This window comes from Protofrankia sp. Cj5, from assembly GCF_917627405.1.
GTDB lineage: Bacteria > Actinomycetota > Actinomycetes > Frankiales > Frankiaceae > Protofrankia.
The window spans coordinates 51,667-54,506 of record NZ_CAKJTO010000020.1; the positions used below are offsets into that span (position 1 = coordinate 51,667).

Here is a 2,840-nt window from a genome sequence, read left to right on the forward strand (position 1 = left end):
TCCAGGGTCTGCCGACGCCAGACGGCGCCTCGCCTCATCGCTCCCCGCACATCGCTTCGCGATGCACGGGTACCCCGGCTCGTCGGCCCAGGTAGAACACCGCTACCTGGACCTTCTCCGCCGCACGATGCATCCGTCTGTCATCCGGCACCCCCGAACAACTGCCGGCGGCGACCACTAGCAACGTCGCGCCAGCGGTCCCGTACGCTGACGAGGTGTCCACCGCGCCCGCGGGCTCCCCAGGCCCCGAGGCCTTGCCTGAGACCTCCCCCAGCGCACTGGCCGATTTCGCGGGCAGGTATCCATTCGGCCTCGATTCTTTTCAGCGTGCGGCCTGCGACGCGCTCGAAGCGGGTGAAGGCGTCCTGGTTGCCGCTCCTACTGGTGCCGGCAAGACGATCGTCGGTGAGTTCGCGGCCCACCTCGCGCTCACGCGAGGCCAGCGTTGCTTCTACACCACACCGATCAAGGCATTGTCGAACCAGAAGTACACCGACTTCGTCGCCCGTCACGGAAGCGGCTCGGTCGGCCTGCTGACCGGCGACACCTCCCGTAACCCGGATGCGCCGGTGGTCGTCATGACCACCGAGGTCCTCCGGAACATGCTCTACGCGGAGCCCGCCGGCCTCGATCGTCTCGCCTTCGTCGTCATGGACGAGGTCCACTATCTCGCCGACCGCCAGCGGGGGGCCGTGTGGGAAGAAGTGATCATTCATCTTCCCCAGCGTGTCCGTCTGGTGTCGCTGTCCGCGACGGTAAGCAACGCGGAGGAGTTCGCCGACTGGCTGGTGACCGTGCGCGGGCACACCCGCGTGGTGGTCAGTGAGCACCGTCCGGTACCGCTGTGGCAGCACGTCCTAGCCGACCGGGAGATGCACGACCTGTTCGTCAACGGTGGTCCGCTGTCCGTGGACGACATCCTGCGAGCGCGGGCCGACGCGGTGACCGGGCCGTCGACGGAACCGGCCGCGCATTGGCGGATCAACCCGAGCCTGCTCCGACTCGCCCGGGAGGAGAACCGGCGTCCCGAGACGCCGCGCGCTCGGCCCGGCGGCGGCCCTGGCCGTGGCGGCGCGGGTCCGCCACCGCGCCGCCGGGCCTGGGTACCGAGCCGGCCCGACGTCATCAAGCACCTGGACCGGTCCGGGCTGCTGCCGGCGATAACCTTCGTGTTCAGCCGGGCCGGCTGCGATGCCGCGGTCGCCGCCTGTGTGCGCGCCGGTCTCCAGCTGACGACGCTGGATGAACGGAACAGCATCCGCCAGCATGTGCAAGCACGCACAGCCAGCATCCCTTCGGATGACCTCCGCATACTCGGCTACTGGGAGTGGCTGGATGGTCTGGAACGCGGGATCTCCGCACACCACGCCGGGATGCTGCCCACCTTCAAGGAAGTCGTCGAGGAACTGTTCGTCCGTGGTCTGGTGCGTGCCGTGTTCGCCACGGAGACCCTCGCGCTCGGTATCAACATGCCGGCGCGCACGGTCGTTCTGGAACGCCTCAGCAAGTTCAACGGCGAAAGCCGTGCCGACATCACCCCGGGGGAGTACACCCAGCTCACCGGGCGGGCAGGGCGGCGGGGTATCGACGTCGAGGGCCACGCGGTCGTGCTGTGGCAGCCTGGCTTCGACCCGTTCGCGCTCGCGGGGCTGGCGTCAACCCGTACGTATCCGCTGCGGTCGTCGTTCCGCCCGTCCTACAACATGGCGGTCAATCTCGTCGGTCGGCTCGGGCGGACCGAGGCCCGCGGTGTTCTTGAATCCTCCTTCGCCCAGTTCCAGGCCGACCGCGCGGTCGTCGGCCTGGCCCGGCAGGTCCGCCGCAACGATGGCGCGCTGGCGGAGCTGGCTGCCAGCATGGCGTGCACGCAGGGGCCAGTGGAGCAGTACGCGGCGCTGCGGGAGGCGATCAAAGCGCGGGAGGCGGCGCTGTCACGCGAGGGCAGCGCCCGCCGACGGGCCGAGGCGGTCGAGTCACTGAGCCGGCTACGGGCCGGCGATGTCGTGCGCATCCCGGCGGGCCGGCGCGGCGGGCTGGCGGTCGTGCTCGACCCGGGCGCCAACGGCGCCGATCCCCGGCCGGTTGTCCTCACTGTCGACCGGCAGGTCCGCCGGCTGTCGCTGCTCGACTTTCCCTGCGCGGTGGAGGCGCTGGGGCGGGTGCGGGTCCCGAAGACGTTCAACCCGCGTTCCCCGCAGTCCCGTCGTGATCTCGCCTCGTCCCTACGCGCCATCGAGATTCCCGCGGAAGCCGGACGCCGGGCCCGCGCGCGGGCGAGCGCGGCCGACGACGCGGACCTCGCCCGGCTGCGCCGTGCGCTACGGGCCCATCCGGTGCACGGCTGCCCGGACCGGGAGGCGCATCTGCGTGTGATCGAACGCCATGCGAAGCTCCAGCGGGACACCGATACGCTACGGCGGCGGATCGCCGGCCGCACGAACACCGTCGCGAAGGTCTTTGACAGGGTGTGCGCCGCGCTGGAAACCCTGGACTATCTGCGCGGTGACGCCGTCACCGCCTCCGGCCGTGTCCTCGGGCGTATGTACACCGATCAGGATCTGCTGGTCGCGGAATGCCTGCGTGCCGGCGTATGGGACGAGCTCTCGCCCGCGGCGCTGGCCGCGGCTGTCTCCACGCTGGTCTACGAACCTCGCGGTGAGGACACCGCCACCCCGAAGATCCCCGGCGACCCGGCGTTGCGGGAGGCGCTGGCCGCAACGGCCCGCCTCGCCGACCGGCTGCGTGAGGTCGAGGCTGACCAGCAGCTTGACTTCCTGCGCCCGCCTGAGCCGGGCTTCGTCTGGGCGGCGTTCGGGTGGGCCTCCGGGCTGTCCTTGGCG

General features: G+C 70.6%; 1 protein-coding gene. It reads left to right on the forward strand.

Going from position 1 to position 2,840, the window contains the following annotated elements; all coding sequences use genetic code 11:
- Positions 1–215 precede the first annotated feature (215 nt).
- Positions 216–2,840 (forward strand): RNA helicase (locus MJ777_RS06900; protein ID WP_239374261.1); only part of this gene is annotated, 2,625 nt, incomplete at its 3' end.